Below are 16,382 nucleotides of genomic sequence, written 5' to 3' on the forward strand. Positions count from 1 at the left end.
TTTATCCCTTACATTTTTTTACAACTGGCTCTAGGCTTATTTTTGGTTTATAACTTTTTTGATTGCCTAAAGGTATTTCTCCATATTTACTATAAAAGTTATTTAATTTATTAGTTTCCATCTGTTTTGCTAATTCTGTTGTTTTTATTCCTTTTTCAATTACTTTTTGCTCTACATTTTGTTTCCCATAAATATTTCCTAATTTTCTCACTTGTTGATGTAATCTTGTAGGTAATCCACTAGATTTTGTTACTCGATTTAAATCGGTTTTTCCATATTTATATAATTCCCCATTAACCTTGATTTCGTAAACTCCAAAATTTCCTTTCGAGTTATTGCTATTTAAATGTAAGCCGAGCGGATCTAACCAATCTATTGGATTAAACACATAACCATAAGGTATTTCCCCTCCCAATAATCCTATCGGGTCTGAACTGAGGTAATTCCCACTTTCAGGATCGTAATATCTAAACCTGTTATACGCTAACCCACTTTCTGTATCGAGCCATTGCCCGGCAAACAACATTTGTGGGTCAAGTGGGGTTGTTTTACGGTAATCATTTGGGAAGAGTAAACCCCATAAACTATGCTTTTCTTTACGCCATAGAGTTCTACCTTGCGGATTAAGAAGAGCAAGCACTTGTCCATTCGGTTGGCAGATGGCGTAGCCGGTTTCCTGCTTCCATTCTACAATATTACCATCAATCGTTTGTTTAAGTTGTTGATAGTGGTCTTGTTGAGCAATGAGCTCAAAGCCATTAAAAATACTGTGCCGTTCGCTAACGAGTTCATCATTTTTGAAAGTTCGAGTGAAAGCAAGCTGGTCACCTTCCCACAGGTATTCAATGCGTAGGTGCTGTTGCGGACATTCTTTTGAAATCCGTCTGCCTAAGGCATCGTATTTATAGTGCCAGACTTCACCTTTGGGGGTGGTAATGCCTATTAGTTCGTTTTTGCCGTTCCAGCGGTAATCGGTTTCTTGTTTTCTAAAACCATCCCGTTTTTCAACTTTAGTGACCAACCGCCCGGCTTTGTCGTATTCGTAGTAGTTTTCGTTTAAGCGGTGGAGTTTATGCCCTTTTTGGTAAATATCCTGATGTTGGATGATTTGCCGTTGTGCGTGATATTCAGGGTGGTGAGGGTTTTGAATTAAGCCGTAAGTTTCACTGCCCACATAACGTTGGATGAGGTAGCCACATTCATCATAGGCATAGCGTTCTTGTTCACGGTTTTGATTGTGAACGGCGGTGATTTGGTTATTTCGGTTGAGGGTGAAAAAGTGCTGTTCGCCTTTATCCTTGGTTTCAAGGGTGTTCAGTACCTTGTCATAGCGGTAATGTTGATTGACCTCAGCAAAACTTGGGGTATCAATCCCGGTGGCTCGCAGTTCGTCTTTGTCAAAAAACTGTGTCGGCTCCCAACCTGCCCGTTGTTAAATGAGGCAATCCATTGCATCATAGCATTGTTTGAGGATAAACCCTTGTGGGGAAGTGCGGTCGGTTTCATTGCCGTTTTGGTCGTATTGGAAAAACAGTTGGTTTTTTTGACCGCTTTTTGAGGGAGAAATATATTTTTAAAGAGCAAAATTTATTTTTTGCTTTTGGAATAAAATTCCCAGTATTTTTTATCAAACTCCTTGAAAGCCCGTTTTTTTCCTCGATCATAAGCAATGGAAAAATATTTCATGGCTTCATCATATTCTTCTAGTTCATAACAAACTCGACCTAGTTGAATATATTCATATGAAGAGTAGGGGCTTTTAGCTCTACTTGTGAGCATACCTTTTTCAGCCCACAACTTAGCTTTTGTATAATCATCCAAATCCACTAGTTCTTCAAATATGCAGTATATAATTAATTCTGCAAGTTGTTCAGGTTGATTAAATTTGGGTTCTGGCAATTTTTCCCAATATTCAATGAAATTTTTTAATCGATCGTTAGAGTTCTCAATATTTCCTATTTCTTGCAGTTTAGATACAAATTTTTTAACTTCTTCAGTGGTCATTATAGCCATTTTTAACTCCTATTATTTTAGTGCTGGTAAATATGTTTCTCTGATTTTTGCACCTTCAGAACAGTTAATAGAGAAATATTCAAGTTCATAATATCTTTAGTCTTCCAATGGATTATAAATATAAAAATACAGTACACTACCACCGCCTAGTCCAATCGTATCGGAATTTAGGTAACAAGCCGTTTCAGGATCATAGCACCCAAAACAGCTATACGCTAAGCCGTTTTCTTAATTTTCTAAGTTTAAATTACCTGATTTCCATTCACTTAAAATAGTCTCTGCACCAAGTCCAAATATATCTGAAGTATTAGCTATTTCTGCCAATTTTTCTTGGCTAGTTTCTGAAAAATTTTTACTAAATAATAAATAACTTGCAGCCCAATTTATGACGGAGTTTGACTTGCTATGTAACAATACTTCTAAACTATCTATTTCATCCATAGCAAGAAGATAATTTTTAGCACTCACTATTTTCTTATAGCTACTGTTAGCTAATTTATAGTTTCCTTCTAAAGTTGCTTTTCCATGTATATCAGAATACTTTTCAAAATACTGAATAGCTTGAGCTACATTATTAAACTTCATATTCCTACTCCTAAAATTTCCAACCAAATCGTTCAAGAGCGTTAATGCCGTATTGATACTGTTCATTAAAATTTTTATTTCTCAACCAGTCTAACTCTCCTAGATGATCTACGACGTATAGATGAATAAAATCCAGAAATTTGTAAATGAATAGTTCCCTTACCGTTTGGTAATTTTATCAAGTTGTTTATATTGTTGATACTTAATTATTTTTATATATGTAATGAGATACTTTATCCTCGATAACCTTAATTAATTCATTTATATTTCTAGTTTTAAATTCAAAAATTGGTTTTTCCCAATTAAAATCTTTAATAATAGAAAGAACAAATCTTCCATTTTTATCAAACGATGGATACCAACCGATGTCAATCAAATAATTATTAAATGAAGCTTGATATAAATCTTCTTTTAAATTGTTAATTTGTTCTTCTATTGTTTTTTTTTCATCAAAAATAAAATCATTAAAAGTTACTTTCACAGAATTTGGAATGAATAAATTATTTAAAGTTATCATTTTTTAACCTCAAAAACTTATTTTTAGATATTGAATTATAATACCAATAAGGCAAAGATCTCCCTTTAATCATTTTTTGAAAATTTTCATGGGTATAATAGCTGTAAGGGTCTTCATTTTCATCACAACATAGTCCAATACCAACTTGAGTCAAATACTCAATTCCCTCATAACCATATAATCCAGCACTACCAAATAATGATAATTCTGGAATATTATTTACCTCTTGATAATTATAATCATAGACTTTACCCCAAGCCTCAAATCTTAAAAATTCTAAAATATTTAATTCAGATAATTCAATTGTTTTAAAATTTACAAAGAAACCTAATAACCAAGCTCTTTTATTGATAATTGTTTGTGGGGCTAATAAATTTCTGTCATAAATACCATTAATAAATGATTCTTTTTTGAAGTTTTCAATAGAAGACTCAAAATAATTTGGTAATAGAACAGTAATATCAACACCCTCTTTAATAGAAGGGTTTAACTGTGTTAGTAAAACTATTCCAAAATAAAATTTTCCATTAATAAAATAATAAAACACATCTCCTTGCTTTAATTTAGGTCTACTTTTTTAATAAATTTTAGGTTTTTTTGCATTTTTTAACTCCTGAGCTAGCTATACCAAGTTCTTTTGCTAAATCTGTATTATTTTTCTTTATCCAGTTTCCCCAATTTTTAAATTTAAAATCATTCATTATTTTTTCTAAATCTCTGTTGCTGTTAAATATACTCTTCAAACATTATTTTCATATCAATATCATAAAGCATCATGCCAAATCTCCTATATACCAGTAAAGATATTATATGCTCACTATGCAATAATAAGTTTTCCGTTCGGAAAATCCCCATCCCAGCCACAAGGTAACCGACCTAATCGATACCACTCAAATAATTCAGAAAAAAAGCTTGTTCTAATTATTTTTTTTCTTTTATAGTAGTCTTCAATAATGAAGTGAATCAGGTTCCAGCTAATATCATTAATGATAATTTCTCTAGTTAATCCATTGATTTCCGGAATTGTAGGGATTACTTTATTTTTAATAAAGTCCCTCCCTTCCTCTGCAATTAAATCCCATTCATCTTGTTTTGAAAATAAATTTTTTTGTAAAAAATAACTGTTGATATTATTGCTTTCTTCTAGAGTGATATTTTCCCATTCTGGGGAATTAATTTTTTCATTCACCTTATTTAAGTTTGTTTCAATAGATATATTATCTTTATTTATCGGTTTTCCTAGTTGTGAAAACCAATTGATAGATAAAATTTCTCTTTCTATATTTTCTGAAATATATTTTCCCATTTTTAAATCCTTATACTATGGCGTAACTTGATTAATACGACCTGGAATACGAGGAACCCTCATGCCACCTAGGGCTCCATTGATTAGTAATTATCCAATATTATGGTTGCAGCCTCTCGAATATCTTCATTTTCTGAGTGTAATGAAATTTCAAGACCTTTACGCAATCTGTCGTCAAAAAATAACTCGGCATTTTGCGTAACCCAATATCGCACATTGTTTGGGGTGTTAATATCTTCAAGAACTTCTTTAATTAATAAAATTACTTTCTCTTTAGAGCAATTTAATAAGACATCTTCAACTAATGGATATACACCCAATCCATCCCCGTTACCATATGAATTTAGAAATAATCCAATGACATCATCATCCGGATTATCTATAAAAAACTTCCTTATTTCATCATATTTATTAATAATTTCTTCTGTTAATTTTTCATCATCTGGTAATGGTTGATGATTTTTTAAGAAAGTAATTGCATCTTGTTTATTCATGGTTATTTACCTAGTGTACGCCACAGCTCTTTATTTTGTCTAATCAACTCTTTAAGCTAAATATTAATTACGCTTCTACTATAACCTGCATTACCTCATATATTTCTGAGATCTTTAATGTCTCTAGCTAAATACTGACGATTAGTTAATCCTGGGATAACAGGTTTCTTATAAGTCCATATTATTTATACTGGATTGAGTTGATTTTCACTAAGAGAATTATAATACCAATATGGAAGAACCTTATTTTTAATATATTTTTTAAAGTCATCATCTTCATAGTATTTATATGGCGACTCATTTTTATCAAAAAATACGCCAAGCCCCACTTGAATTAGATATTCAATTCCTTCATATCCATAAATACCAATACTTCCGAATAATTTAATTTCTGGAATATCATGACTAGGTTCATATTGATAATTACATAAATGATCCCAACATTCAAAACGAAGTAATTCTAATATATCTTGGTTTTTATAATTTATATTTTCCAAATTGACAAAATAACCTAACGACCAAGGTTTTTTATTAACTACAATAGGGGGGGGATATTAAATCAATTTCTATTACTTTGTTATTTAATTCCTCTAAAGAAAAATCACCGATTTTTTTGTGTGATAATTAACTAACAATACAACTATAGCAGTGTTGTCGCTTATTTTCTTATCTAATTGTGTAAGCAATACTATACCAAAATAGTATTTATTATTGATAAAATAATAAAACACATCTCCTTGTTTTAATTTTTTTCTAGATTTTTTTATAAATTTTAATTGATTCATATTTTTCAACATTTGCTAATATCTAATTTTAGATTATTTTTATAAATTAGGAATATAATCTACTCCTCAAACAACAGCATCATCACAGAAACAGTATCATCACAGATCGTGTATCATAAAATAACCAACTTTACTATGGAATTAAGTAATATTTTCCAAATAATTAATTATTCTGGCATTACCTATTCCTATAAAACCACAATACATATCATCAAACTCACCCTCTTTAAATAAAGCTAGTCCTCCCCTCTTACTGACATGTAATAAATATTCTTTATTTTCCTTAATAATATAGGTAAAGCCATATTTTATAATATCATGCACACCTATATTTTTAGGTAAAATTAATAAATGTGAATTAACTTGATAGTTTAATAATTTGATAGTATCTTCTGCTGTATTAATTGAATTTAATTTTATTGCTCCAAAATACTTGATTCCTTTATCTCTGCTTATCTCAATTTCATTAAGATACTCTCCTTTTGATATTATTATTCCTTCTCTATCTAGATATTTCCATAATTTAAAATAATTAGCTAATTTTATGTTTTCTCGGTAATCTGAATCTCCAGTTACAATATATAAAGATAATTCTTCTCTAATTGTTATCTGAAGGATCTTTTTTAATAAATAACAAAGACTTAAGCTCTTATTTAAACTCGGTTTTTTTATATTTAAACTTATATTTTTATGCTTTAACCCTAAGGGTGATAAATCAATATTTCTTTTAATCTCTATATTATCAATAGTCATAGTAATTTCCCCATATCTCATTAACATAAGATCCTATAACAGCATAATACATTATTAGCTTATCTTGATAAAATGGTATTTGCAGGGGGTAAATTCACCTCTTTATCCATAAAGTTATACTAAGAATCATTAATAGCATAATGAATTATTCTATTACATTTTTCTTCTAATGATAGTTCTTTTGGTAAATCATCTAATAGTTCTTTTACCAAGAATATTTCCAAGAAATATTTTTTATGAACATATGTTGATGGTTTATTCTCATCTTCATGAATAACTATACTTGGTGAGTATATATTCCAAGGTTCTTCTGAAAAAATTGTATCCTCTACATTATAATTATCTATATTTTTAATGATTTCATATAAATTCATTCTATTTTCCCCGTATAGCATATCCACCCTTACCAATAGGGTACACTCTAAAATTTACTTCTAATAGTATGTTGATACTTTGCAACTAATAGTATTTTTTCCACGCTATATAAAAATAATATATATTTTCTATTCAGAAAAATAAGTAGTTATTCCTTGAAAAATAAATTTACTGTCAATACTAAATCTTATACTACCATCTTTCCATATTTGTTTAAGAATATATCCTGAAGCATCATTGCTATATATTTCAATTGGCGAATATGAAATTTTTTTTGAAGAGTTATATACTTCGAGTTCCGATATTCTACACGATAACTCTATTACAATAGTATCGTAATCCTCACCAAAAACACCATATTTAGGTATATTAATTTGTGGGGGCTGATTGGTATAAATATAGACAAAAGAACTGCCATAACTATCTGTCATGAAATTTATTCTATGTATTGACAAATTATTGATACCATTAGGGTAGAGTTTATGTAGAAAGGGTGATGATTCAATAATTTCAGTAATATTTAGCATTTTTATATATTATCTCTAAAATATTCATTATATGCCCTATTAGTTAATAGAAACATTAAGAATCCAAATGTGGCTATTCATCATTATATCTAACCCAATTTGAGTACTTATTATCCCTACAAGCACTCCATCCTAGAGGCAAAGAGCAAAGCTCATTAATTGTTATATCAAGATTGATAATCTCTTTTAATGCAATAATAACCACCTCATTTTCTGTAATATCCTCCGATGAATCTAAGAATTGCCACATTCCATCATCATTATCATGAAAAACTCGAGTAATATCCATTTTTTTTAATAAGATATTTTTTGTCGTAATCACGGCTACATTCGGATCATCATTAAATAACCAGTTTTTCATCAACTCCCCTTTTTTCAAACTTTTTCTTACTTGCGTAAAATACTCAGGAAAAGTATTTTAAGAAGAAAACAATATTCACATTGAATATTCCTTTTATTTATGGAAACCCTATCCATACCAAAATCACCAACGTTTATAAAAGGATTTAGTATAAATATATTTTATCCTCTTATATTTTGCAAAATGAATGAGGAATTAGACCAATTGCATTACTCACCATAATCAATAATTTTTCCAACGGCTTGACCGATTAAGTGAATATAGGCTTTGGCATCCACTACTTTTAGATTTTTGATGGATTTGCTACCGCCTAATGCTAAAGCTGGGATATAACCGTAACATTCGCCGTAGTTGAGTTTTGGAAATTTGTCTTTATTATCTAAATAGATTTTAGCATCAAACATATCATTTTCTCTAAGAAAAAAGTCATCACCATCATCTGCAATAAATACATTAAGCGTTCCTTCCATATTACCAATAACATTATCATTACATCTTCTTACATTTATAATTGAGCAACGATCACCTTCGTCAGGTGCAATAGTCCAATTATAATGTCCTTCCCAAACTAATAAATCACCTAAAGTAGTAATACCCCAAACAATTGTAGGCTCTAATAATTTATCTACATACTCAAAAACAAATTCATATTCATCAGGATTAACGATTTGCAAAAAACCATTCTCATAAATAACAAGCCCCATCTTTTCTCAAATATAAATTAACTCTTCAGGCAGGATACCTTTGTATTTATTGGTAATGTTTTCTGGCACATCTGCTGTTTTAATATAGGTATTCATATTTCGACTAATAAATTCATTCATTGGGTTCATTTTATTTTCCTATAATATTTAATATTCATCATTGCGTTATTAGGCAAGCTTTCAATAGTTTTAAATGGAATAAAATCAAGATGAATTTGATAGTATGTGTCGTTATCATGTACTATTTTTTATATTTAGGTGTTTTCCTATACCCTCCAAACCAACGTTACCATTCTCCCCGTTGGATTTTCTCGGCGATAGGAAAAATAACGCTCTGCATTTAAGTAAGTACATTCCCCACTTTGTTCAATTTGCTGAACACCCTTTTTTTGTAATTTATAGGCGGCGATACCGGTTAAATCTGCTAAATACTTATCTGCATTAGGTAAGGCTTTAAAATATACCGCTAAATCAGCATTATTCTTTGTAAAGGCATCAAATACCTCTTGCCCTACTTCAAAGACTGATTGAGAAATAGCGGGTCCAATCCATGCACGTAATGTAATATTTGGTTTTTTAGTCAGCATCATTTGTACGGTATTTTCTAATACCCCTGCTTGTAAGCCTCTCCATCCAGCATGAGCCGCACCAATCACCTCCCCTTGTAAATCTGCTATTACTACAGGTAAGCAATCAGCTGTCATAATGGCTAATACCGTGTCTTTTTGTGTGGTTACCGCTGCATCAACTTGAGGAGGTTCAGTAACCATAGTATCAGCATCAAATACCTTATTACCATGTACTTGATTTAACCAAATCGGTTCACTTGGTAAAATCGTTCGTAGTAAGGCTCTATTTTTATAAACCGCTTCAGCATTATCTCCACAGTGTAAGCCCACATTAAATTGGTCAAAAGGAGCTTGGCTATACCCCTTAATATTCCGTGTTGTTGTACCATAAACCACTCTCTCCCATGGCTGACCACTTATTAAGTTTATTGCTGTCATTTTCACTCCTTATCCCATAAAATCTGATTAATCAACATTTGCATATCCTCTGGTATATCTGCAACAAATGCAACCTCTTGCTCATCTAAAGGATCAATAAATTGCAAACGGTACGCATGTAGCATTTGTCGGTTCACAGGTATCTGACTACCATAAAGACTATCCCCCAACAAAGGATGTCCTAGGGAAGCCATATGGACACGAATTTGATGGGTACGTCCTGTCTCTAGTTTACACCTTACCAAACTCACTGCTTTTTCAGCTTTATCGTATGAATAAATCCCTGTTTTTTCTTGTTGGTAATGGGTAATAGCAGGTTTAGGGGCTATGGGTCTATCAACAGACATTCGCACTGGTACACGCGTATCTCGCCCTATGGGTAAATCTATTGTCCCCTCTACTTTACTAATACCTTGTACAAGTGCCATATACTGCCTACCCATAGTTCTTGCTTGTAGCTGTCGTACTAAATGTGTTTGAGCAATTTCTGTTCTTGCTACGACCAATAGACCAGAAGTATCTTTATCTAAGCGATGTACAATACCTGCACGAGGAATATGCATTAATTCAGGGTAGCGATAGAGTAAACCATTTAGCAAAGTACCATGCCAATTACCTGCTCCCGGGTGTGTCACTAAGCCTGCTGGTTTATTGACAACTATCCAATGCTTTGCTTCTGCCACAACCCCAAAATCAATATCTTCTGGTGTAAAAGCCTTACTTTGTTCACTTTCTTGTACCACTACACTTATCTCATCACCCACACCGACTATTTGCTTAATCTTTGCGGTTTTTTGATTAACTGTAATAAAGCCCTCTTCAATCCATTTTTGTAAACGTGCACGAGAATGCTCAGGTAATAACTGAGCAACAACTTTATCCAAACGATCCGCCTTAGTCTCTCGATTTAATCGAAATACAATCGGTTCATCTGATTCAATTTCACTTTCGGAGTCAATCATATTCATCTTATTTATGCCAATTTATAAAATTTAATACATATTGTAGCGGTGATTTTAATCAAGGTGAAAAGAAAATCACTATAATAGCCTGAGTAATGTTATTATTAGCGTTATTCTTTTATTAATCAACCCATACTGACGATGAAAAGACTATACAGAAGTAGCTTAATTATTCTTAGTACTGCAATCATTGCGGCTTGCGGTACTTTTGGTAAAGATGTAGATGAGACAAAAGACTGGACAGCCACTCAGCTTTATGATGCAGCACGAGAAAGTGTACGCGGATCAGAATGGAAATCGGCTCGCCGCTATCTTGCCGCCGTTGAAAGCCGTAATCCCTATAGCTCTTATGCACAACAAGCCCTAATTGATTTAGCTTATGTAAATTGGAAAGATAACGAGCCAGAACAAGCTACTACTGTGATTAATCGTTTCCTATCCTTATACCCTAATCACCCTGGTACTGATTATATGCTTTACCTAAAAGGAATGGTGACGTTTACTCCTCCAAGTGCTTTTCTGTCAAGCTATACAGGACAAGACCCTAGTGAGCGAGACCCAAAAGGTTTACGTCAGTCTTATGCAGCATTCAAAGAGTTAGTCGAGCGTTATCCTGAAAGCCGATATGCTAATGATGCTCGTCAACGCCTAATCTGGTTGGTTAGTACAATTGCCGACAACGAAGCAAATGTGGCACAGTATTACTACTCACGACAAGCGTATATTGCAGCTATTAATCGCTCGCAAACGATTTTACGCGAGTTTAGCGGTGTACAGGCAGCAGAACGTGCGTTATTTATTATGATGAAGTCCTACGAAGCCTTAGATATGCCCGATCAAGCGGCTGATGCGAAACGTATTCTGGATCAAAACTTCCCTGATAGTAAATACTATCAATATGGTCTAGAAGGGCCTCGTTCTTGGACAGATTGGTTCTCTCCACGTTCTTGGTTTAGATAATCATCATATAATTGATAGAATAATGGATATAGCAAAAAACTATATCCATTTTTTTATAGGTATCTATATAGGGTTTATAAACACTTTTTAGATACTTTATTTTTTAATTAAATAAGGGCGAAAATAGCAAAGTATCCTAAATAGGAAATACCTACACGCCGTAGGATTGGTAAAAATATCTGTGAACACTACTTTATTACATTTACTATTTTAGATTTAAAGAATAAAGTCTATTCTGTGTATATTTTTTACCTATTCTCTTGCCAAAAATTTAAAGCCGTATCAAAGTGCCGTGTACGATAAAAATTCGGTAAACTTCCCCATAATAATTTACTATAGTGCTGATTCACCAATCGCCCATCACCAATAATCAGCACACCACTATCTTGTTCGGTTCTAATAAGCCGCCCAGCCCCTTGTTTTAAGGCAATAGCTGCCATAGGTAATTGAATATCCATAAAAGGATTTCCCCCCTTCTTACGACATTCTTCTATACGAGCCTCTAAAACAGGATCATCTGGTGGTGCAAAAGGAAGTTTATCAATCGCCACTAATGTTACTAGATCACCGGGGAAATCAACTCCCTCCCAGAAGCTCGCACTACCAATTAAAATACCATTTTTCTCTTGTTGAAATTGATCAATTAATACGCGATGGGCTGTTTCCCCTTGTCTAAAAATACGTTTATGAATCCCTTCTCGTAATAACGCTTCTTGTAATAACGTACCTAATGAATCTACAGAACGTAACGTTGTACTTAAAATTAAAACCCCACCCGGTGTACGTTGGATAAAAGGAATAAGTAACCGAACAAAATCCTGTTCATAATGAGGAACTTTAACATCAGGTAAGTGGTCTGGAACATACATTACCGCTTTTTCAGCATACTGAAAAGGAGATTCCCATGTTTGGCATTCTGCATCAAAAAGCCCTAATTGTGCCTGAAAATGTGTGAATTGATGATTAACCGATAAAGTCGCTGATGTCAGTATCCATGCTTGATCTTCTCGTTTAAAATTTGCCACATTTTTAACCGATAAAGGTGCTCGATAAAGCCTTAACTGATGCTTACCATACTCTACCCAACGAACATAGCTATCTTGATTATCCTGATCAAATTTTTCTGGATAAATCCATTGTAATAACCGTCCATAGTAAGCATCTAATCGGTTATAAACCTCTTTTAAATCAAGATGTTGCTCATTCACTGCTTCTAGGGACTTATGTAGGTCATCTATACCCTGCACGACTTTTTCTAATACAGCGATTAAGCGTTCATTATCAGGTATTCGTTCTAAGATCGCTTTTTTACCCGGCATACTATCAATAGGACGAGCAGTCAGTCTTAAATCCATCAAGTCATGCGTAACTCTACCACATAATTTAGACCACTCTGCCACACGCTTCGCATACATAGCCGTATAAAGTTCTATATCTTTTACTACCTCTTCAATACTAGATAGGGCTATTTGACTCCCTAAAAACTGTGTTGCAATTTCTGGTAATTGGTGGGCTTCATCAAAAATAACCGTATCAGCAATGGGTAATAAATCAATCTGGGCTTCTTTTCGTAAAGCCATATCTGCAAAAAATAAGGCATGATTAACAATCACAACATCAGCCTCTCTTGCTTTTTTACGTGCTTGTGCTAAAAAACACTCATTGATATAAGGACAATCCTGATTTAAACAGCTTTCATTTGTTGAAGTTACTTTTAACCAAATCGGTGCTTTATCGGGTACTTTTGCACAATCTGATTTATCACCAGTCGCTGTTTTCTGAAAAAAGAGTTTAATTTCTTTTAGCTGTTCAACTTCTTCCTTACTATTAAGCTGTGTATAGTCATCATTAACCAAACGATTATAATGAAAATGGCAAAGATAATTACTTCTTCCCTTGAGTAAAGCGACTTGAATAGGCAATCCCAGTGCTTTTTTCAACATAGGAACATCTTTACGAAAAAGTTGATCTTGTAATGCTTTTGTACCTGTTGAAATGAGTGTTTTACGAAATGACATAAAGGCTGGAACAAGGTATGCCCATGTTTTACCAGTGCCTGTACCTGCTTCGGCAATCAATACGGACTGTTGTGCAATTGTTTTTTCAATTGCCTGAGAAAGTGCTACTTGTGACTGTCGAAAGACGTAATCTGGCTTAATCCGAGCCAATTTATGCTTAAAAAAATCACTTACGTCCAAATCCACCATACCACTCATATCATCAAAATTACGCAGAATGGATATAGTACCAAATCTGGAATAAATTGCCACTCCCCTTACCCATAAGTGAGACAAAAATCACCTAGTTGGTATAGATAAAATTTGTTAAAGCCTGCACTTACCAGCCTAAATATAAAGCAATATGCGACAATATCCCCTTTACAGTATAGGATACTATAATTATTTAATTAATAGCTATTCAATACGACTGGAAAACACTGATTAACTTTTCTACTGTTTAACCTATGAGTACACTAAACGACACTATTGATGAAAACCGCATTATCGAACAACTTGCTCAAGAGCTAAATGTACGTCCTCAACAAGTTGCTGCTACCATTACCCTTTTAAATGATGGTGCAACCGTACCTTTTATCGCACGTTATCGTAAAGAAGTCACTGGCGGTTTAGATGACACAATACTACGAAATCTTGAAGTTCGCTTAGTGTATTTACGAGAATTAGAAGAAAGACGTCTTGCTATTATTCGCTCTATCGAAGAACAAGGCAAAATGACAGACGAATTATTAGCCCAAATTAATGAAGCTGATGCCAAACAACGTCTTGAAGACCTATATGCACCTTATAAACCCAAACGCCGTACACGTGCACAAATCGCGAAAGAAGCAGGTTTAGAACCTCTCGCTGATGCTATTTTAAATACGATTGATAGTGATCCGCTTACCCTTGCTGCTGAATATATTAACCCTGAACATAAAATCGAAGATGCTAAAACCGCATTGGATGGTGCTCGTGATATTCTGGCAGAACGTTTTGCTGAAAATGCTGATTTACTCGCTGATATGCGTGAATACTTACAAAAAAATGCTTACTTATATGCCAAAGTTATTGAGGGAAAAGAACAAGAAGGTGATAATTTCCGTGATTGGTTTGACTTCTCCGAAACCATCCGTACTATGCCCTCTCATCGTATCCTAGCCTTACTTCGAGGACGTAGTCAGGGTATTTTAGACTTACGCATTGGTTTAGACCCTGAAAGTGATATACTCACCCCCCACCCTTGTGTTGTACGCATTAGTGATTTTCTTAACCTTGATGCAGATTACCAAATAGATGCCAATCCCCGTGGGAAATGGTTAGCCGAATTATCTCGCTGGACGTGGCGTGTAAAATTACTGACTTCTTTTGAATCTGAAATTATTACTCAACTAAGAGAAAAAGCAGAGGAAGATGCTATTGCTGTTTTTGCAGCAAATCTTAAAGATTTATTATTAGCCGCCCCTGCTGGCCCTAAAGCCGTATTAGGACTTGACCCTGGTATCCGTACAGGTGTCAAAGTAGCCGCCATTGATCCAACAGGTAAATTACTTGAAACAAGCACTATTTATCCTTTTGAACCTCGTAAAGATATCGAAGGTTCTATCAATACCTTATTAGGATTAATTGCCAAGCATCAGATTGAATTGATTGCTATTGGTAATGGTACAGCTTCCCGAGAAACTGAAAAATTAGTGGGTGATTTACTTAAAACCATTCCAAACGCAAATGTAAAGAAAATTGTTGTTTCTGAAGCAGGTGCTTCCGTATATTCAGCCTCTGAATTAGCGGCACAAGAGTTCCCAGATATCGATGTTAGCCTACGAGGGGCTGTTTCTATCGCCAGACGTTTACAAGACCCATTAGCTGAACTTGTTAAAATTGAACCAAAAGCCATTGGGGTTGGTCAATATCAACATGATGTTAATCAACGTGAATTAGCACGTTCTTTAGATGCTGTTATTGAGGATTGTGTCAATGCAGTCGGGGTTGATGTGAACACCGCTTCCTCTGCCTTGCTTAGCCGAGTATCAGGACTTAATGCGACTTTAGCCAAAAATATTGTTGCTTATCGTGATCAGAATGGTCGTTTTGAAAATCGCAAAAAACTAATGGATGTTTCTCGTTTTGGTGCCAAAGCCTTTGAACAAGCGGCTGGTTTCTTACGTATTAATGATGGTGATAATCCTTTAGATGCCTCTGCCGTACACCCAGAAGCCTATCCTGTTGTAGAACGGATTATTCATAAATTAAATCAAGATGTAAAAAGCATTATTGGTCAAAAAGATGTTCTCAAAGGGCTTTCCCCCTCAGAATTTACAGATGACAAGTTTGGTTTGCCTACTGTTAAAGATATTTTTAGTGAAATCGAAAAACCGGGACGAGATCCTCGACCAGAATTTAAAACAGCAACCTTTAAAGAAGGTATCGATACCATTGATGATTTAAGCACTGGTATGATTTTAGAGGGAGTAGTGACAAATGTCGCTAATTTTGGTGCATTTGTGGATATTGGTGTTCATCAAGATGGTTTAGTGCATATTTCTGCCCTATCAGAAACTTTTGTAAAAGATCCTCGCGATGTTGTGCGTGTAGGACAAACTGTACAAGTTAAAGTGATTGAGGTTGATGCTCCCCGTAAGCGTATTGGACTTACGATGCGATTACATGATGAAGCAAGCCCTGTTAAACGAGGTACTGGTGAATATGGAGCAAGAGATAATCGTTCTCGTGCGGATAAACCTCGGCAACAAAATACTTCTTCACAAGGTCTGGGTGCTATGGCAGCAGCCTTTGCTAAGTTAAAACGATAGTGTTTTCAATATAGAATGGTTAATATTCTCTATCAACCCGTTCTATAAAATAGTAAAAATATCACTTTAATACGCTACTATTCTCTACAATTTTTATAATATAAAAGATTAATAAGAGGAATAGTAGCGTATATTTTTACATGATTAAAAGTGCTTTTCATGCTCAAGTAACCATGCCTTTGTGTATATTCATCATACTATTATCTTAAAATAATGTAAACAA

General features: G+C 33.8%; 20 protein-coding genes. 3 read left to right on the plus strand and 17 right to left on the minus strand.

The window, feature by feature from the left end; all coding sequences use genetic code 11:
• Position 1 precedes the first annotated feature (1 nt).
• Positions 2-1,174, minus strand: a complete 1,173-nt coding sequence (locus tag F9B76_RS10420) for an RHS repeat domain-containing protein (protein ID WP_159990758.1) — start codon at positions 1,172-1,174, stop codon at positions 2-4.
• A 63-nt stretch (positions 1,175-1,237) separates the two neighbouring features.
• Here F9B76_RS10420 and F9B76_RS10345 point away from each other — a divergent pair, with 63 nt between their 5' ends.
• Positions 1,238-1,558, plus strand: coding sequence for a hypothetical protein (locus tag F9B76_RS10345; protein WP_243140669.1), 321 nt, complete (start codon positions 1,238-1,240; stop codon positions 1,556-1,558).
• Positions 1,559-1,587: 29 nt separating this feature from the next.
• On the opposite strand, the gene F9B76_RS03000 is transcribed toward F9B76_RS10345, so the two are convergent.
• The 15 genes from F9B76_RS03000 to F9B76_RS03065 form a co-directional block, all read right to left on the minus strand.
• Positions 1,588-2,013, minus strand: a complete 426-nt coding sequence (locus F9B76_RS03000) for a hypothetical protein (RefSeq protein WP_159990759.1) — start codon at positions 2,011-2,013, stop codon at positions 1,588-1,590.
• Positions 2,014-2,241: 228 nt separating this feature from the next.
• A complete protein-coding gene (locus F9B76_RS03005) occupies positions 2,242-2,598 on the minus strand; it encodes a hypothetical protein (protein WP_159990761.1) in 357 nt (118 codons plus the stop codon).
• A 202-nt stretch (positions 2,599-2,800) separates the two neighbouring features.
• Positions 2,801-3,115 (minus strand): hypothetical protein, encoded by a 315-nt coding sequence (locus F9B76_RS03010; RefSeq protein ID WP_159990762.1) that lies wholly within the window; start codon positions 3,113-3,115, stop codon positions 2,801-2,803.
• Positions 3,099-3,662 (minus strand): hypothetical protein, encoded by a 564-nt coding sequence (locus F9B76_RS03015; protein WP_159990763.1) that lies wholly within the window; start codon positions 3,660-3,662, stop codon positions 3,099-3,101. Before F9B76_RS03015 ends, F9B76_RS03010 begins: the two co-directional genes overlap by 17 nt.
• Before the next feature lie 270 nt (positions 3,663-3,932).
• Positions 3,933-4,421, minus strand: coding sequence for a hypothetical protein (locus F9B76_RS03020; RefSeq protein ID WP_159990764.1), 489 nt, complete (start codon positions 4,419-4,421; stop codon positions 3,933-3,935).
• Between the two features lie 83 nt (positions 4,422-4,504).
• Complete coding sequence (locus tag F9B76_RS03025) at positions 4,505-4,915, minus strand: hypothetical protein (RefSeq protein ID WP_159990765.1); 411 nt, start codon at positions 4,913-4,915, stop codon at positions 4,505-4,507.
• A gap of 185 nt (positions 4,916-5,100) precedes the next feature.
• Complete coding sequence (locus tag F9B76_RS03030; RefSeq protein ID WP_159990766.1) at positions 5,101-5,412, minus strand: hypothetical protein; 312 nt, start codon at positions 5,410-5,412, stop codon at positions 5,101-5,103.
• Positions 5,413-5,841: 429 nt separating this feature from the next.
• On the minus strand, positions 5,842-6,453 hold the full coding sequence (locus F9B76_RS03035; RefSeq protein ID WP_159990767.1) for a hypothetical protein: 612 nt from the start codon (positions 6,451-6,453) through the stop codon (positions 5,842-5,844).
• Positions 6,454-6,572: 119 nt separating this feature from the next.
• A complete protein-coding gene (locus F9B76_RS03040) occupies positions 6,573-6,827 on the minus strand; it encodes a hypothetical protein (protein WP_159990768.1) in 255 nt (84 codons plus the stop codon).
• Between the two features lie 129 nt (positions 6,828-6,956).
• A complete protein-coding gene (locus tag F9B76_RS03045; RefSeq protein ID WP_159990769.1) occupies positions 6,957-7,259 on the minus strand; it encodes a hypothetical protein in 303 nt (100 codons plus the stop codon).
• A gap of 169 nt (positions 7,260-7,428) precedes the next feature.
• Positions 7,429-7,716 carry a hypothetical protein gene (locus F9B76_RS03050; RefSeq protein WP_159990770.1) on the minus strand — a complete coding sequence of 96 codons (288 nt, stop codon included), beginning with the start codon at positions 7,714-7,716 and terminating at the stop codon, positions 7,429-7,431.
• Between the two features lie 209 nt (positions 7,717-7,925).
• Complete coding sequence (locus tag F9B76_RS03055; RefSeq protein WP_201289340.1) at positions 7,926-8,420, minus strand: T6SS immunity protein Tdi1 domain-containing protein; 495 nt, start codon at positions 8,418-8,420, stop codon at positions 7,926-7,928.
• A gap of 6 nt (positions 8,421-8,426) precedes the next feature.
• Positions 8,427-8,549: a hypothetical protein gene (locus F9B76_RS10425; RefSeq protein ID WP_279267998.1), complete on the minus strand. Its 123-nt coding sequence runs from the start codon at positions 8,547-8,549 to the stop codon at positions 8,427-8,429.
• 137 nt (positions 8,550-8,686) lie between these two features.
• Complete coding sequence (gene pgeF, locus F9B76_RS03060) at positions 8,687-9,427, minus strand: peptidoglycan editing factor PgeF (protein WP_159990771.1); 741 nt, start codon at positions 9,425-9,427, stop codon at positions 8,687-8,689.
• A gap of 2 nt (positions 9,428-9,429) precedes the next feature.
• The gene (locus F9B76_RS03065) at positions 9,430-10,389 is read right to left on the minus strand and encodes an RluA family pseudouridine synthase (RefSeq protein ID WP_159990772.1); all 960 of its coding nucleotides are present in this window, start codon (positions 10,387-10,389) and stop codon (positions 9,430-9,432) included.
• A gap of 141 nt (positions 10,390-10,530) precedes the next feature.
• Between F9B76_RS03065 and F9B76_RS03070 the strand changes: the two genes are divergently transcribed.
• On the plus strand, positions 10,531-11,349 hold the full coding sequence (locus F9B76_RS03070) for an outer membrane protein assembly factor BamD (RefSeq protein WP_159990773.1): 819 nt from the start codon (positions 10,531-10,533) through the stop codon (positions 11,347-11,349).
• A 248-nt stretch (positions 11,350-11,597) separates the two neighbouring features.
• Here the strand turns inward: F9B76_RS03070 and yoaA are convergent, their stop codons facing one another.
• Positions 11,598-13,619 (minus strand): DNA repair helicase YoaA, encoded by a 2,022-nt coding sequence (gene yoaA, locus F9B76_RS03075; RefSeq protein ID WP_243140670.1) that lies wholly within the window; start codon positions 13,617-13,619, stop codon positions 11,598-11,600.
• Positions 13,620-13,813: 194 nt separating this feature from the next.
• Here yoaA and F9B76_RS03080 point away from each other — a divergent pair, with 194 nt between their 5' ends.
• Positions 13,814-16,159, plus strand: a complete 2,346-nt coding sequence (locus F9B76_RS03080; RefSeq protein WP_159990774.1) for a Tex family protein — start codon at positions 13,814-13,816, stop codon at positions 16,157-16,159.
• The last annotated feature ends 223 nt before the right edge of the window (positions 16,160-16,382 follow it).

Source organism: Pelistega ratti (assembly GCF_009833965.1).
Taxonomy (GTDB): Bacteria; Pseudomonadota; Gammaproteobacteria; order Burkholderiales; family Burkholderiaceae_B; genus Taylorella; species Taylorella ratti.